Origin of the sequence: Streptomyces sp. NPDC056361, from assembly GCF_042262805.1 — a bacterium.
In the GTDB taxonomy this organism is placed as follows: domain Bacteria; phylum Actinomycetota; class Actinomycetes; order Streptomycetales; family Streptomycetaceae; genus Streptomyces.
Genome location: NZ_JBHJQI010000085.1, coordinates 18,335 through 34,774 on the forward strand (window position 1 = coordinate 18,335; position 16,440 = coordinate 34,774).

Annotated in this window: 7 protein-coding genes; 4 read left to right on the plus strand and 3 right to left on the minus strand. The window is 72.0% G+C overall.

Annotated elements, in window-relative coordinates; all coding sequences use genetic code 11:
- Nucleotides 1–27: 27 nt before the first annotated feature.
- Nucleotides 28–1,023 (plus strand): N-acetylglucosamine kinase, encoded by a 996-nt coding sequence (locus ACFCY7_RS25385; protein WP_376488347.1) that lies wholly within the window; start codon nucleotides 28–30, stop codon nucleotides 1,021–1,023.
- Between the two features lie 144 nt (nucleotides 1,024–1,167).
- On the plus strand, nucleotides 1,168–2,091 hold the full coding sequence (locus ACFCY7_RS25390) for a sirohydrochlorin chelatase (protein ID WP_376488348.1): 924 nt from the start codon (nucleotides 1,168–1,170) through the stop codon (nucleotides 2,089–2,091).
- A gap of 97 nt (nucleotides 2,092–2,188) precedes the next feature.
- On the opposite strand, the gene ACFCY7_RS25395 is transcribed toward ACFCY7_RS25390, so the two are convergent.
- From ACFCY7_RS25395 to ACFCY7_RS25405, 3 genes are all read right to left on the minus strand, one after another.
- Nucleotides 2,189–3,238, minus strand: coding sequence for a lactonase family protein (locus ACFCY7_RS25395; RefSeq protein ID WP_376488349.1), 1,050 nt, complete (start codon nucleotides 3,236–3,238; stop codon nucleotides 2,189–2,191).
- 147 nt (nucleotides 3,239–3,385) lie between these two features.
- Nucleotides 3,386–4,882 carry an FUSC family protein gene (locus ACFCY7_RS25400; protein WP_376488350.1) on the minus strand — a complete coding sequence of 499 codons (1,497 nt, stop codon included), beginning with the start codon at nucleotides 4,880–4,882 and terminating at the stop codon, nucleotides 3,386–3,388.
- Between the two features lie 332 nt (nucleotides 4,883–5,214).
- Nucleotides 5,215–8,529, minus strand: coding sequence for a DNRLRE domain-containing protein (locus ACFCY7_RS25405; protein ID WP_376488351.1), 3,315 nt, complete (start codon nucleotides 8,527–8,529; stop codon nucleotides 5,215–5,217).
- Between the two features lie 741 nt (nucleotides 8,530–9,270).
- Here ACFCY7_RS25405 and ACFCY7_RS25410 point away from each other — a divergent pair.
- Nucleotides 9,271–15,996: an RHS repeat-associated core domain-containing protein gene (locus ACFCY7_RS25410; RefSeq protein ID WP_376488352.1), complete on the plus strand. Its 6,726-nt coding sequence runs from the start codon at nucleotides 9,271–9,273 to the stop codon at nucleotides 15,994–15,996.
- Between the two features lie 5 nt (nucleotides 15,997–16,001).
- Nucleotides 16,002–16,394 (plus strand): hypothetical protein, encoded by a 393-nt coding sequence (locus tag ACFCY7_RS25415; RefSeq protein WP_376488353.1) that lies wholly within the window; start codon nucleotides 16,002–16,004, stop codon nucleotides 16,392–16,394.
- Nucleotides 16,395–16,440: the final 46 nt, after the last annotated feature.

The following is a 16,440-nucleotide window of genomic DNA, read 5'->3' on the forward strand; positions in this document are numbered from 1 at the left end:
TCCACCCCGCAGCGAGGACGGTGCACCGTGGATTCCGAAATCGAGCGCTCCGAGGGCCTGGTCGTCGGCGTCGACTCCGGGGGGTCGGGACTCCGGATCGCCCTGGCCGAGGCGGCGGGCGGGGTGGTGGTCGACACGGCGGTCTCGCGGGTGCCCGTGCGGACGGGACCGGGCGGGATCTCCGCCGCGCATTTCCTGGAGCAGGTGGTGCCGGCCGTCGGCGCCCTGCTGGAGCCGTACGGGCCGCGGCCGGTGCTCGCGGTCGCCGTGGGAGCGGCCGGGATGGCCACGCTCGGGGAGGAGTTGCGGGCCGAGCTGCCGGGGGCGTTCGCCCGGGCGTGGGGGGTGCGGCGGGTGGCGCTGGCCGCGGACGGGGTCACGGCGTACGCCGGGGCGCTGGGGCAGCGGCCGGGGGCGGTCGTCGCGGGCGGGACGGGGATGATCGCGCTCGGTACGGACCTGACGTCGTGGCGGCGGGCCGACGGGTGGGGGCACCTGCTCGGCGACTGCGGCGGCGGGGCGTGGATCGGCCGGGCGGGACTGGAGGCGGCGATGCGCGCGTACGACGGGCGGCGGGGCGGTTCGGCGCCGCTTCTGCTCCGGGCCGAGAAGCTGTTCGGGCCGGCCGCGGGGCTGCCGGGCGCCCTGTACCCCCGTACGGACAGGCCGGCGGTGCTCGCCTCGTTCGCTCCGGAGGTGGCGCGCTGCGCCGCGGAGGATCCGGTGGCGGCGGGCATCCTGGCGCGGGCCGCCGTCCACATCGCCGAGGCGGCGGAGGCGGCCTGCCCCGGCGGGCGGGGAGCGGTGGTGGCGCTGACCGGGGGTCTGTTCAAGATGGGCGACCCGCTGCTCGTGCCTCTGCGCGCGGCGCTCGGGGAGCTGGTCCCGCACGCCGGCACCGTCGCTCCCGCGGGGGATCCGCTCGACGGGGCGGTCGCGCTCGCCACGGCGCTCGCCGGCGGCACGCTGCGGTTTCCGGAGGACCCGGCGTTGCTGCGCCTGTTCGGGGGCGGGGCGGCGTAGGCCGGGGCATCCGCCCAGGTGGGGGCCGGTGTGCGGGGTGGAGAGGCGTGGCGGGGACACCGGGACCGGACATACGGGGGCAGAAGGCGCGCGACGGTACCTCAGCCGACGGCGCCGCGGACGAAACCAGTAGCATGCGGCGCCATGAGCTCCCCCACTGGGCCTGCTTCCGGCCTGCCTGTACGAATGCCTCGACCCCGCCAGTCCGGGCGGCACCGTCGCCCCGAACCCGCGGCGGCGCCCGAGGGCGCTCCCGCACTGGTTCTCGCCGTTCCCGGCGTGCCTTCCGCCGCCATACGCTCGCTGGCCGAAGAGGTCGTGAGCATCGCCCGCTCCGAGCTGCCCGGCCTGGAGGCCGCGATCGGCTTCCTGGAGGGCGACGACACCGAGTACCCCTCGCTCGCCACCGTCCTGACGTCGGTCGCCGCGCTGCGCGGCGAGCGCTACGAGCTGGCCGTGGCCGCCGGCCGTGAGGTCAGCGCGCCGACGGGTCCGGCCGCCGTCGTGGTCCCGCTGCTCGCGGGTCCGGACAGCGCCCAGATGCGTCTGGTCCGCCAGGCCGTCATGGACGCCGGCAACACGGCCGAGCTGACCGACGTCCTCGGTCCGCACCCGCTGCTCGCCGAGGCGCTCCACGTGCGCCTGTCCGAGGCGGGTCTGGCGCGCGCCGACCGCGCCCGCCTGTTCACGGTCGCCACGGCCGCCGACGGCATCATCCTGGCCACCGTCGGTGGCGAGGAGGCCGTGCAGGCCGCCGGCATCACGGGCATGCTGCTCGCCGCGCGCCTCGCCGTGCCGGTGATGGCCGCCGCGCTCGACCAGGAGGGCTCGATCGCCTCCATCGCCGACCAGCTGCGCGCCGCCGGCTCGGAGCAGCTGGCGCTCGCCCCGTACCTGATCGGCCCGGAGCTGGCCGACGGTCTCCTGGACGTGGCGTCGAAGGAGGCCGGGTGCGCCGCCGCCGAACCGCTGGGCGCCTACCCGGCCATCGGCAAGCTGGTCCTCACCCAGTACACGGCCGCCCTCGGCATCCCGCCGCAGCAGCCGCAGGACGCCCCCTCGCTCTGAGGCCCGCGCCCTCGCGTCGCACGGAAGGGCCCGCTCCGGAATCGTCCGGTGCGGGCCCTTCGTCGTGCCCCCGGGAGCGTCGGCCCGGAAGTGACCGTCAGCCGAAGACGACGCAGGAGGCCGCCGGGGCCTCGACGGCGCCCGCGCGGGACGGGATGCCCGTGTCCGGGTCGAGGGTGAACCAGGTGACGTCGCCGGAACGCTCGTTCGCCGCGTACAGGTGCCGCCCGGACGGGTCGAGGGTCAGGTCGCGCGGCCAGCGGCCGCCGCAGGGCACGGTGGCGACGAGTTCGGCCCGGCTCCCGTCCGGGGCGAGGGCGAGCACCGCGAGGGTGTCGTCGCCGCGCACGGCGGCCCACAGGAAGCGGCCGTCGGGGGCGACGACGACCTCGGAGGGGTAGCTGGGGCCGGCGGTGCCCTCGGGGACGACGGTGGTCTCGCCGAGGGGTTCGAGCACGCCCTCCGCGGCGTCCCAGCGGCAGACGGTGAGCGTGGGCTCCAGCTCGTTCAGGACGTACGCGTGCGTGCCGGCCGGGTGGAAGGCGAGGTGGCGCGGGCCGGTGCCGGGGCGCAGTGCCGTCTCGCCGTGGAGGGTCAGCGCGCCGGTGTCGGGGTCCAGGGCGCAGATCCGTACGGAGTCGGTGCCGAGGTCCACGCTGACCACCCAGCGGCCGCTGGGGTCGGGCAGCACCTGGTGGGCGTGCGGGCCGCGCTGGCGGTCGGCGACGGGACCGTGGCCCTTGTGCTCCAGGACGGCCGTGGCGGGTCGTGCGGTGCCGTCCTCGGCCAGGGGCAGGGCGGTGACGCTGCCGGACGTGTAGTTCGCGGTGAGAAGGTGCCCGGCCGCGAGTGCGAGGTGGGTGGGGGCGGCCCCGCCGACGGGAACGGGCGCGCCGAGGGGCCGGGGCGCGGCCCCGGTGACGTCGAAGGCGGCCACGGCCCCCGCCTCGGTCTCGGACACGGCGTGCAGCACGGTTCCCGCGAGCGCGAGGAACGACGGATCGGCGACCGCGTCGCTCGCGCCGGTCACGGTCAGCGCGCCCGTCTCCTCGTCCACGTCCGCGGCCAGCACCCCGCGCCCGCCGGCCGACGTGAACGATCCGATGTACGCGCGCGTCCCGCCCCGTACCGCCCCTGTGCCGCCCATGGCGCCTCCCCTGCCCCGGTCCCCGTCCCGGTCGCGGTCGCGGTCGACCGGCCCTCGTGGTCCGTCGGGCCGACGGTAGCAGGCGGTCTAGACCAAAGCGGGCGGGGCGGGGTCCCGTCTCCCCGCCCCGCCCCGTCCCCGTCCCCGTCAGGCCGCCGGGACCATCGGCGCCCGGGGCGAGGTCCGCAGCGGAGCCGCGAGATCGACCAGCGCCTGCTCGAGCCCGTGCAGGTGCCCCAGGGCCGTCTCGGCGCCCGGGTGGTGCCGCGGCACCCCGTCGGCCTCCTCGGCCTCGGCCCGTACGGCGCGGTCCGAGGGCACGAGCGCGTGCACGGCGGCCTCCACCCGCCAGGCCGCCGCCACCAGCCGGGCGTCGTGCGAGGCGTCCGGATCGGCCGCGACCGCCGCGAGTCCCCTGGTCTCCCGCGCGCAGTCGTCCAACAGCGCGAGCACGCGCCGCGCCCGCGCCTTCCTGGCCCGGAGCGGGCTCAGCGGGTGCACCAGCGGCGCGAGCGACAGCCGCGCCCTGCCGAGCAGCACCTCCAGCTCTCCGGCGTGCGGCGCCGGATCGGCGTCGGGATCCCCGGCGAGCCGACGCGCGGCCGCCGTCGTGCAGGTGTGCACGCAGGTCACCGCACGCTCGATCCAGGCGTTCGTGGCCGCGTGCGTGGTCACCGGCAGCAGCGCCACGCCGATCGCCGCGCCGATCGCGCCGACGGCCGTCTCCTGGAAGCGCAGGAGCAGCAGCCCGGGATGCAGGACGCCGAGCAGCCCGTACAGGAGGCCGGCCATGACCGTCACGAAGAACATCATCCAGCTGTACGAGAGCGGTGCGGTGTAGAAGATCCCGAACACGCACACGGCGACGAGCAGGGCGGTCGGGCCCGGGGCGCCGCCGAGGGGGACGGCGATCAGGAGGCCGGCGGCGATGCCCGCGACCGTGCCCAGGACCCGGCGGAAGCCCCGCACGAGCGTCTCGCCGCGCGAGGCGGTGTTGACGAAGATCCACCAGGCGGTGCCGACGGCCCAGTACCAGCGGTCGTGCGAGATCAGCTGCCCGGCGGCGAGGGCGATGGCACAGGCCGCCGTGGCCTGCACGGCCTGGCGGGTGGTCGCCCTGGCCAGCCCCGACCCCGGCAGCGGGGCGGGCGCGGCCGGCGGCGGCACACGGCGCTCGATGCACCAGAACCCGAACCGGACGGCCCCGGCGGCGGCGAGCGCGAGCGCCACCGCCGCGTACAGCTCGGGGAGCTGCGCGGGCAGGGCGTGCAGGAACTGCGTCACGAAGAACTGCATGAAGGCGAAGATGCCGAGGGCGTGGCCGCGCGGCCCCCACCGGCGCGCGTACACCCCCGCGAAGACCACGAGCAGCCAGGCCGCGTCGCGCGCGAGCGGCACGTCGTGCAGGAGGGCCGCGAGGGCGAGCACCGGGAAGCCGACCGTCGGCAGCAGCGCCGTCGTCACCGCCTGCCGGCGCACCGTCGGGTCGCCCACCGTGAAGAGGGCGAGCAGCGCGGCCAGACCGGCCGTGATCGACGCGACGAGGGACAGTCCGAGGACCTCGGCCAGCGCGACCGCGAGCGCGATGCCGACCACGGCACGCAGCGACACCCTCAGCCTGACCCGCCCCGGATCCGGAGCCATGAAGTACTTCCGCACGGCGGCCAATCCCGCCCCCCTTGCTCTGTCCCTCACCGCGCACGGGGCACCCCAGGGGTGGCGGGGGCCCGGACACGACGAAAGCACCGCGGGCCGGTCCGGCCTCGTCGCCGGACGGCGCTGCGCGGCGCCGAAAATATGTGATGGCTACAAGGATAAACCGAAAGGGGTACATCGGCTCAAACGCCGGACGAAGGGGTGGGCCATTGGCCCGGTCGTACGCCTGAGTAACTGACCGGAAGTGGCCATTGGCGGGGCACACGAGGGCCCCGGTCGGAGACTCCGACCGGGGCCCTCCCGTCAGTGCGTGCCGGGCGTCAGCCGATGGCCAGCTTGTTCTTCCAGCCGACGCCGTTGCTGTTGCCGATGATGGTCACGCCCGCGTGTGCCATCTCGCCGGTGGTGCCGGCGTAGAAGCGCACCGAGCCGTCCGTCCGCAGGGTCCAGATGTCCGGGATCCTGTCCCCGTTCGCGTCCGGCGTGCCGAGGAGCAGCCGGATGCTGGTGGTGTGCCAGCCGGAGCGGCCGTAGATCGCGTCGCTGCCGTTCGCCGAGGCGACCGCGCTGCCGAGCGAGGTGAGCTCCACTCCGCCGCCGGCGGCCGGCTTGCCCTGCCGCAGCATCAGCTGCGAGGTGGCGTCGGTCCGGAAGATCAGGTCGGTGACGCCGTCTCCCGTGATGTCCATGACGGAGACGATGTCGCGGTCGGACCAGGCGGAGGACGAGAGCCGGAGGGCCTGGTCGACCGTGGCGCCGTTGTAGCCGACGAGGACCCAGAGCTCCGCGCCGATGTTCACGAAGAAGTCGGCCTTGCCGTCTCCCGTGGCGTCTCCGGCGGACACGATCTGCGTGTACGTCGAGGGGTCCGGCGCACCCGCGGGGAGCAGGATCTGCTGCCGCTTGTCGATGTTGACCGCGCCGTACCCGTCACCCGGGTACACCCACAGCTTGCCGTCCTTGAGGGCGATGAGGTCCTGGAAGCCGTCGCCGCCGTAGACGTCGCCGTTGTGGGTGATGAGGGTGTTCTTCCAGTAGCCCGACGGGGGCGCCGAGTACGCCGGCAGGCCGTCGTTGCCGTTGGGGTCCTTGGCGGGGTTGTTCCGGTAGGCGCCGGCCATGGAGAACCCGAGGTCACCCGTGCCCTTGGCGAGGTCGGGCTGGTGCTCGGACGGGTAGAGCCGCAGGTTGCCGTTGCCGTCCACGACCATCATGTCCGGCAGCTTGTCGCCGGTGAAGTCGCCGGGGGTGTCGGCCTCGTCCCTCGGAGAGAGGTAGAAGAGGTGCTTCCGCGGCTCCGAGCGGTGTCCGGCGTCGTCGACCGCCCATACGTACAGCACGTTCGGCCCGGCGAGCGGCGGCTTGACGCTGCTGATGGTGGTGAGGGTGTCGACGGAGGCCCCGACCGTGCGTTCGACCTTGAAGTCGCGTGCGCCCTGGTTGAACCCGTACTCGTAGTAGTCCACGTCCGTCTGGGCGGCCTTGAACTGGAAGGTGCCCGTCTCGCCGAACTTCTTCTTGCTCCAGAGCGAGTCCTCGCCGTCGCTGCCGAAGCCGTTGTCCAGGGCGTCGGCGTCCGGGAAGTCCGTGGAGACGACGGTCGGCGGCGACGGCCGCGTGCTGTCGAAGACGAACCGGCAGGGGGTCTTGGCCGGCGAGTAGGACGCCGAGGCCGAGCCGGTCTTGTCGACCGTCTTGGCCCGCCAGGAGTAGGTCTGGCCGTCGACCAGCTTGAGCCCGGTGGAACCGGTGGCGAACGGATCGGTGTGGGTCTTGCCCGAGCTGCCGCCGACGGGAGCCTTGCCCTTGGCGCCGAGCATGTTGCCGCTGCCGCCGGTGGGCCACATCTCGAAGTTGACCGACGAGAGGTTGCCGTCCTTGTCCTTCGCGTCCGCCCAGAAGGTCAGCGTGGAGGAGCCGACGTTGATGTACGGGGCGGTGGTGTCGCAGCTGAAGTCGGGAGCCAGGTCGAGGTTGGTCGGGGGCTCGGGACGCCGGTTGTACTCCAGGAGGACGTGCGGGTCGTTGCCGCCGTCGGCCTGGAACTTCTTCCAGGCGAACTGGTCGTTCTCGTTGACCGCCTTGAACCCGATGGTCATCGTCGGCCAGCCGCCGTTGACCGCGCGCTGCGCGGTGGCCTTCACGTCGAAGCTGACGTACTTGTCCGGGCAGGAGCTCGACTTCCAGCCGTGGGCGAACTTGCCGCCGCCGATCCGGTTGCCCGAGTGCATCGACGGCGCGTTGTTCCAGTTGGTCTTGGAGGAGATCGGCGTCGTGATGTGGACGTCCATGCTGCGGGCGTTGCAGGACCAGGCGTAGGTCTCCAGCGCGTACAGCCGGGCGCTGGTGACGACCGCGCCCTTGAGGTCCGGGTCCCAGTCGATGCTGAAGAAGGACCGGGAGGTGCCCCAGGTGTCGGACTCGTAGCCGACCCGGGCCTCGTGGGTGCCGCCCTTGTTGAAGTTCTTGCCGTTGTAGAACGTGGCGTTCTTGTGGCGGCTGTACGCCGTCGTCCAGTCGTTGGTGTGCTTGTTGACCGAGGGGTCGATGAACACCGGGTAGACCGTCGAGGGGTCGGTCAGGAATTCCTGGTCGGCGCTGATGGTCCAGTCGGAGCCTTCGAGGTCCGTGGCGACGACCGTGCCGTGGGAATCGGGCTGCGGCCCGTTCAGCGCGGGCAGCGACAGGGTGGCCGCGGCGCCGGTCTGCGTGGGCTCGGGCGAGGCCTCCGCGGGAGCGGTGGGCTCCGGACCGGTTCCCGAGGTCGCCGAGGGGTCGGCCGCCTCGTCGCCCGCCTCCGACAGGTTCTCGTTGAACAGGTCCCCGTCGTCGCTGTCGTTGACCGCGTCGGTGGGCTCGGGGGTGGCCGTCGCGGACTCGGCCGGGTCGGTCGGAGCGCCGGTCTCGCCCTCGACGGGAGTCTCCGTGGGGAGCACCTCCTCGCCGGGGGTGGCCGTGCCGCCGCCCTGGCCGTCGGTGGTGGCGGGCACGCCCGCGCTGTCCCACATCAGCGGGGTCGGCGACTCGGCGACGTCCGCGCCGTTCTCGTCGACCGCGCTGACCACGTTGGTCAGCGGGTCCAGGGAGAAGGTGAGGTCGGGCGAGGACAGCCCGTACGAGAGCCGGGCCACCTTCGGATTCGCCGCGGCCTCGCGGGTCTTGACCACCAGCAGCTGGGCGAAACCGCCGTCGTCGGCGGTCAGGACGAGGTCGGCGCCGGGCAGGATCTCCGGGTACAGGGCCCGGGACCCGTCGATCACCGGTGTCGGGATGGCCTCGGGCCAGGTCACGACGATCTGGTGTTCGCCCACCGTGAGGGTGGCCAGCGTGTTGCCGGTGCCCGGGGTGACCCCGGACAGCAGGGAGACCCGGCGGACGGAGGCGCGCGAGGCGCGTTCCGTGCCGGTCTTGCCCGTCGTGGACCCGGGTGCCGCGGCGCCGCCGGAGAACAGCACGGGGCTGTTGACCGCGCGGGGTGCCCAGCCCCCGTCCACCTTCGTCAGGCGGGTGTCGACGCGCTTCCAGACCCCGTCCGCCTTGGCCCTGACGGGGCTGGCGTGGATCTTCCGCACCATCTTCCCGTCGGGCTTGGCCCAGGTGGTCGAGTACGCCGTCCGCAGCGCCGAAACCTCCACCGGCTTACCGGACTTGGCGGCTCGCACCACCGCCTCTGATTCGCCAACCGGAACGTTTGCGCGCCGATCCTGTGTGTCTGCTGTGAGTGCGTCTTCCCCGGTCCGACTCAGACCGACATACGTCACTCCGGTGGCCAGCACGGCCGCCGCCACCCCGGCCGCCAGTGCCCGGCGCCCGGGCGCGCGGCGCCATCTGCTCGTCATGAGCGAAGTTCCCTTTCCCCCCACCGGCCCGACCCGTGAAGGGCTGTGGCCAGGCTCTTTTCACGTACGTGTGCTCACCGGCGCCTGCTGTGCCGCAGGCGTGACGGTGCCTGCGCATCATGACCGACGCGGCGGAGGGCGTCATCTGCGCGCGTGCGGGGCTCCGGAGACCCGGACTTCCGCCCCAAAGGGTCCGCGAGGTCGCCTATGGGGCGACCGACGGCGATGAAACGGCTTGAACACGCCTCAATTCGACCGAAAAACCTATGGACTTTCTCCGGACTTGACCGAAATCCGCCGCGAATCATGCGTGTCGGGAGGGTTGGGTCCGGGAGTGCACCACAGGGCCGATTGATCCGACTCCTGCACTCCTGAACCCCCTTGCCCCCGTTGGATCCGTGGCGATCGTCACTTGATCTGGTCTTTATGCGTCGCATCCGCACACAATCACCAGCGATCACTGTGGGACACCTGTGCGCACGCGCGGGGTCCCATCCGAAAAGTCCGGGGGGACTTGCTTTGCCTGCACAGCCATCCGTGCGCAGACGCCTGCGCGCCACCTTCATTCCGGCGCTCGGCGCCGCCACGCTGGTAGCCCTGCTGCCGGCGCAGGCGCTGGCGCAGCCTCCGGACCCGGATGCCGGAACCGTCTCGGTACCTCGCGAGACCCTCGCCCTGGAGGGCCTGCCCGACCCGCGCTTCGTCACCGGAACCGACCGGGACGCCAATCTGAGCCGGCTCGGAGTGCCCACTCCGGCCACCCAGACCACGCCCCCGTCCGGGACCACCACCAAGCCCTCCGGCGTCGGCGACACCGTCACCTTCGGCTCCTCGGTCCAGCAGGCGTCCTTCGCCGCCCCGGCCGCGGACGCGGCCCCGGACCCGGCGCCCCCGCAGCGCGTCGGCACCCTGCCGGTGAAGATCGGCCAGGCCGAGGGGACGACGGCCCCCACCGGCACCTGGCGCGTGGACATCGCGAGCACCACGTCCGCCGTCTCGGACGGGGTCGAGGGCTCCGTGCTCACGGTGAGCGCCCCCAGCACCGGCTCGGTGCCGGTCAAGGTGCAGGTCGAGTACGGCGCGTACCGGAACCTCAACGGCGCCGACTGGTCCTCCCGGCTGCGCCTGGTCCAGTTCCCCGAGTGCTACGCGACCACTCCCGACGTCGAGGAGTGCCAGCAGTACACGGAGCTGGAGACGGTCAACGACGCCCAGGCCAAGACGGTCACGGCCACCGTGGACACCGCGGCCGACGGCACCACGGTCCCGGCCGTGGCCGCGACCACGCCGCAGGCCGGCGGCTCCGGCGTGATGCAGGCGGCCTGGGTCCAGCCCGTCGCCGCCTCCGGCGACAAGGCCGTCATCGGCGCCGTCGACTCCGGCGCCTCCGAGAGCGGCTCCTTCAAGGCCACCCCGCTGGCCTCCAGCGGCACCTGGGCCGCCGGTGACGCCTCCGGCGGCTTCAGCTGGGAGTACCCGCTGACCGTGCCCCCGGCACCCGCGGGCCCCGCGCCCAAGATCAGCTTCAAGTACAACTCCCAGTGGGTGGACGGCAAGACGGCCACCTCCACGCCGCAGTCCTCCTGGCTCGGCGAGGGCTGGGACTACGACCCGGGCCGCATCGAGCGCCGCTACCGCGCCTGCAAGGACGACACCAAGGCCGTCGCCGCGGGCGGCGCCAACAACACGTCCAAGAAGGACAAGGAGTCCTCGGACCTCTGCTGGGTGTCCGACAACGCCGTGATCTCCCTCAACGGCCGGACCTCCGAGCTGGTGAAGGTGGGCTCCACCGACACCTACCGCCTCCAGAACGACGACGGCACCCGCGTCGAGCGCCGCACCGGCATCGACAACGGCGACAACGACGGCGAGCACTGGGTCGTCACCACCACGGACGGCACCCAGTACTTCTACGGCCTGGACAAGATCGGCGGCGGCCACGCCGACACCGACTCGGTCCTCACCGTCCCGGTCTTCGGCAACCACCCGGGCGAGCCCTGCCACGCGACCGCCTTCGCCGACTCCCGCTGCGGAGCCGGCAAGCGACAGGCCTGGCAGTGGGGCCTCGACAAGGTCCTGGACGTCCACGGCAACGTGATGATCGTCAACTGGGCCCGCGCCACCAACTACTACGCGGTCAACAAGAAGTTCAAGACGCCCGAGGTCTACCACCGCGGTGCCCTGCCGGACTTCATCGAGTACGGACTGCGCAACGACAACCTCGGCGGCACCCCCGCCGCGAAGGTCAACTTCGGTCTCTACCAGCGCTGCCTGTCCGCGGCCCCGGCGTGCGACTCCGCGAACTTCGACAACACCAAGGACCCGGCCGCCTACCGCCCCTGGTGGGACACCCCCGGCAACCTCAACTGCAAGTCGGACTCCAAGCTGTGCCCGGCCTTCCCGTCCTTCTGGCTCCGGATGCGCCTCGGCTACGTCTCCACCTACGCCCACCGGCCCGGCGCCACCGGCCTCGTCAAGGTCGACCAGTACCAGCTCAAGCAGTCCTTCCCGCGCGACTGGTACAGCACCTCCCCGGCCATGTGGCTCAGCGGCATCACCCACTACGGCTACACCCCCGGCGCCTCCAGCGGCACCCTGCTGTCCAAGGAGGGCGTGACCTTCGAGCCGTACACCGTGGGTCCCGGGGACCCGCTGTCCGGCTACCTCAAGGACAAGCAGCTGCCCAACCTGGTCCGCAAGGACGGACAGGACCAGCGCCCCGGCTTCCCCCGCCCCCGCATCGGCACCGTCTTCACGGAGCACGGCGGCCAGATCGACGTGACGTACAAGGGCGGCTGCCAGTACCAGCCGACGGTGGCCCCCGAGAACAACACGAAGACCTGCTTCCCGGTCCGCTGGTCCCCGGACGGTGACGAGAAGAAGCCGGGCCTGGCCTGGTTCAACAAGTACCTCGTCCACACGGTCACCGAGAACGACCGCATCACCGGCGTCTCCGACCGCGTCACCACCCGGTACGACTACTCCGGCCCGGCCTGGGCCAAGAGCAACGACGAGTTCACCCGTCCCGAGCTGCGCACGTACAGCGACTGGCGCGGCTTCCAGAAGGTGAGCACGTACAAGGGCAGGAAGAGCAGCGCGGCGCCGCAGACCCAGTCGTACTCCGTCACCCGCTACTTCCGCGGCACCGGCGGGGCCGTCAAGGACTCCACGGACACCGTGACCCTGCTGGCGGACGACTCCGACGCGTACGCGGGCATGGTCGCCGAGACCCTCACCTACGACGGCACGGGCGGCAAGGTCCTCAAGCGGACCCTCAACCAGCCCTGGTCCCGCCAGACCGCCACCCGCACCCGCGAGGGCACCGACGCGCTGGTCGCGTACCAGACCGGGGTCAAGCGCAGCGAGGCGATCCAGACGGTCGGCAGCAGCTGGCAGGCCGTCCGCACCGACACCACCGTCGACGCCGCCTACAACCTGCCCACGCAGGTGGAGGTGTCCGTGGTCAAGCCCAACGGCACCGGTGAGACCCTCAGCGACCAGACCTGCGCCACCACGCAGTACGTCCACAACACGGACGCCAACCTCATCGGTCTGGTGAGCCGGGTCCGCAAGACCGGCGTGCCGTGCAGCCAGCACAACACCACCGCGGGCACCGCCGCGCTCATCACCGCGGAGATGACGTCCTACGACGGCCAGTCCTGGGGCACCACGCCCGTCAAGGGCCTGACGACCGTCGTCGCGGAGTCCAACGCCGACGGCACCCACCACAGCGTCGTCACCTCGAGCACCTACGACCCGCTGGGGCGCATCCGCACCGTCACGCGGCCGGTCACCGGTACCACCGAGACCCGCTACACCCCCGGCGACGCCGGCGGTCCGGTGACCGCGATCACCTCCGTCGACGAGAAGGGCTACTCGACCGTCAGCGACCTCGACCCGGGCCGCGGCCTGCCGGTCACGGTCACCGACATCAACGGCCGGGTCGTGCGCAACGAGTACGACGCCTTCGGGCGCCTGGTCAAGGGCTGGACCGCGAGCCGCTCCGGCGGCACCCAGAAGCCCGACGTGACGATCACCTACCAGATGGCGGAGGCCGCCTCCTCGACGACCAAGCCCTCCGCGGTGACGGTCTACAAGCTCAAGGACGACGAGACCTACGCCAAGGGGGTGACGATCTACGACGGCCTCATGCGCGTGGTCCAGACCCAGGCGGAAGCCCACGGCTCCGGCCGCATCGTCACCGACACCCGCTACAACGACCACGGCCAGACGGTGGAGGCCACCAAGCCGTACCTGGTCAAGGGCGAGCCCACGACCGTGCAGTTCAAGAGGGTCTCCGACACCCTCGTCCCGATGCTCACCCGTACCCAGTACGACGGACTCGAGCGTCCGGTGCGCGCCAGCCACTACCGCGGCGGCGCCTTCATGAACTACAACAAGTGGGTCTACGGCGACACGAACACGGTCGCCTTCCCGCCCGGCGGCGCCGCCCCCGCGGTGAACACCTGGACCGACGCCCTCGGCCGCGTAACCAAGATCCAGAACGCGTCCAGCATCTCCAGCACCCCGATCTGGCGCAGCACCACCTACGGCTACGACTCCCGCGGCAACCGGGAGAAGGTCACCGACCCGGCGGGCAACGTCTGGTCCTGGACCTTCGACACCCGGCACCGCACCCTCACCAGCACGGACCCCGACACGGGCACCGTGAGCTACGGCTACGACGACGCCGACCGCCGGACCGCCGCCACCGACGACCGGGGCACCGTCCACACCTCGTACGACGTGCTCGGCCGCATCACGGCCGTGCGCACCGGGGGTACGGAGTCCGCACCGATCCGGGAGTTCACCTACGACACCCTGCCCGGCGCGCTGGGCAAGCCGGTCTCCTCCGTCCGCCACGACGCGAGCGGCGACTACGTCAACCGGGTCACCGGCTACGACACCGAGTACCGGCCCACCGGCCGCGAGACGGTGATCCCGGCCAACTCCCTGACCACCGGGGTCTCCGGCACGTACAAGTACGCCTTCGCGTACACGCCGACCGGCAGGCTGCTGAGCACCACGCTCCCGGCCAAGGGCGGACTCGCCGCCGAGAAGGTCGTCACCCGCTACAACTCCGACGGACTGCCGGAGAGCACCTCGGGTGCCAGCTGGTACACCTCCGACGTCACCTACTCCCCGTACGGGGAGCCGATGCGCACCACCAGCGGTGCCCAGCCCTACCGGGTCTGGACCACCAACTTCCTCAACGACTACACCGGCCAGCTCCAGCGCACCGTCGTGGACCGCGAGTCCTCGACCTCCCCGCGGGTGAGCAGCACGCACTACTCGTACGACTACGCGGGCAACATCACCTCGCAGGCGCGCAAGCTGACCGACAACGGCACGTCCGTGTGGGACACCCAGTGCTACACGCACGACGTCGCCGGGCAGATGGTCCACGCGTGGACCTCGAACATCACCCCGACGCTGGCCAGCACCGGCTGCAAGAGCGCGGACGGCTCCACCTGGGGTCCCCGCACCGACCAGCGGGCGATCCGCGGGCCGATCGCCCGCGCCGCGGACAGCGTCACCGACACCACCGCCCCGGACAGCACCCTGACCGCCTCCCTGCAGGCCAACGCGCCCGCGGCGGGCACGGTCGCGGGCGGCGCCACGGGTTACTACGACAGCTACACCTTCGACCTCATCGGCAACCGCGCCACCCAGGTCAAGCACGACGCGACCGACCCCGCGAAGGACGTCAAGCTCACCTACGGGTACGGCAAGACGGTCACCGGAAACGGCACGTCGGCCCCGACCGAAACCCAGCCGCACACCCTGACCTCGGTCGCCTCCGCGCCCGGGACCGGCAGCTCGTACGTGTACGACGCTTCGGGCAACACCACCACCCGCACACTGCCGAGCGGCACCCAGGACCTCGTCTGGACCCGGGAGAACCGCCTCGACACGATCAAGGCGGGCGGGGTCACCACCCGGTACGTCTACGACGCCGACGGCAACCGCCTGCTGGAGAACACCCCCTCGGGCAGCGTGCTCTACCTCGGCGAGATGGAGCTGACCACCAGCGCGGGCACGATCACCAAGGCGAGCCGCGTCTACACGCACGCCGGCGCGCCCGCCGTGGTCCGCTCCACCCTCAACGGCGCCACCACGGGCCACAAGCTCGACGTCCTGATCGGCGACCAGGTCGGCACCGCCACCACCGGCATCGCCCTGACCTCCGGCCAGGCCGTCACCCACCGCTCCTACAAGCCGTACGGCGAGGTGCGCGGCACCAAGCCGGCCTCCTGGCCGAACAAGCGCGGCTACCTGGGCGTGGGCATCGAGGACCCCTCGGGCCTGACCCATCTGGGTGCCCGCGAGTACGACCCGGCCATCGGCCGGTTCGCCTCCGCGGACGCGCTGATCGACTTCGCCGACCCGCTCCAGGTCAACGGCTACGCGTACAGCCACAACAACCCGGTCACGCGCAGCGACCCGTCGGGCAACTACGACCCGGACGAGCGTGCCTACTGCACCGGCACCCCCGGCGACTGCACCGGCGGCCGGTACGTCGGCGAGGGCAAGGGCACCGACAAGGGGACCGGCGACAAGGGTGACTCCCCGGGCGACAAGCGGCCCACGTACTGGGACGAGCAGCACAAGTACGACAGTGCGCGTGCCAAGATCCTTCGCGACGCGCGGCTCAAGCAGATCATGGACGAGCACAAGTTCAACGTCGGCCGGTTCCTCGACAACGTCGAGGACATCGACCGCCGGACCTGCCGCCACATGGGCCCCGAGAAGGCCGGCTGCTACGGCGCGTCCCGAGGCACCCAGTGGATGGTCGCGAACTACCTCGAGGACATCCTGGAGCTGATCGACGAGTCCTGGAACAAGACCACGGACGGGGCCAGCCCTGACAAGGAGCAGCGCCGGGGCAAGAACGGACCGCACTTCGCCTTCAACAACGACGAGTTCGAGCTGGCGCTCTACCTCGCGGGCAACGGGCAGGAGGTCAAGTCCCGCAACGACCAACCGGGCGGTGAAGGCAAGCACTTCGACGCCTGGGTCGGCGGGTCCGCCGCCGAGTTCAAGGTCCTGAAGTCGAATTCCGCCAGCACGGTCCAGACGGCCATCAAGGCCGGCAAGAGCAAGGGTGCCGACGTCGTCATCATCGACGGCCGGAACGCCGACATATCCTTTGACACGGCCAAGAAGGGGCTCGACGCGTTCGGCCGCAACAGCAGCTCGCACGACTTCACCCATGTGCGACTGATCGGCTACGGCTACGACAAGACCTTCCACGTGCGCTGAGGCTGATGATGAGCGAATACGACATCCACGCAGGGTTCCGCGGGCAGCAGACGTCCGGGGCCGTCCTCGCGGAGGCCCTGTGGGCCGACCTCGAAGCGGCCTTCGGCGTCACGTTCACGGACAACACCACCAGGTACGGCCCCTCCTTCACCTGGGGGGACCGGGACCGCTGGCTGAGCGTGTACGTGTCGGTGCCCCCGGACCTGGACGAGCCCTCCCGCTCGCACCCGGCCCGGATCACTGCCAACCAGCCGGACTCGGACGCCTGGGCCAACCAGGTCTTCGAGGCCCTGGACGCGACCGGCCGCTACTCCCTCTACACCGTCGAAGACAGCTGGCGGCTCGTCCGAACCAACTCGGAGCTCGCCCGCGCCCAATGGGAGGCGCAGCAGGACTGACGTCCCCGAACCGTCGAAAGGCCGGTGGCCCCGTGCGATCCGCACG